This is a genomic window from Pseudoalteromonas sp. MER144-MNA-CIBAN-0113, from assembly GCF_040308965.1.
Lineage (GTDB): Bacteria > Pseudomonadota > Gammaproteobacteria > Enterobacterales > Alteromonadaceae > Pseudoalteromonas > Pseudoalteromonas tetraodonis.
This window is the reverse complement of record NZ_JBEOOG010000645.1, coordinates 1-230: the sequence shown is the minus strand read 5'-3', so window position 1 is coordinate 230 and position 230 is coordinate 1. Positions and strand designations below refer to the sequence as shown.

Annotated in this window: 1 pseudogene; it reads left to right on the top strand. The window is 41.7% G+C overall.

Annotation, left to right across the window (positions count from 1 at the left end):
- A pseudogene (locus AAEY57_RS21320) lies at window positions 1-230 on the top strand (hybrid sensor histidine kinase/response regulator); the annotation flags it as partial.

The following is a 230-nucleotide window of genomic DNA, read 5'->3' as shown; positions in this document are numbered from 1 at the left end:
CTTAGCGACTCTCAATCTAATCAAACTGCGAGTATTGCAGTAGAACTTATTGATACCTTGTATGACAAAACAGCGGCCGAAACACTCACCAGCTCATTTAGTGAAGATGAAGTGTCGTCGATTTATAATGAGTTTGTGCTCTCGGCGCGTAACAAGCTAATTCGCTGTCAAAAGCTTATTGACCAACAACCAGAGCAATGCATTAAGCTTTTACATCGCCAAGCAAGTAC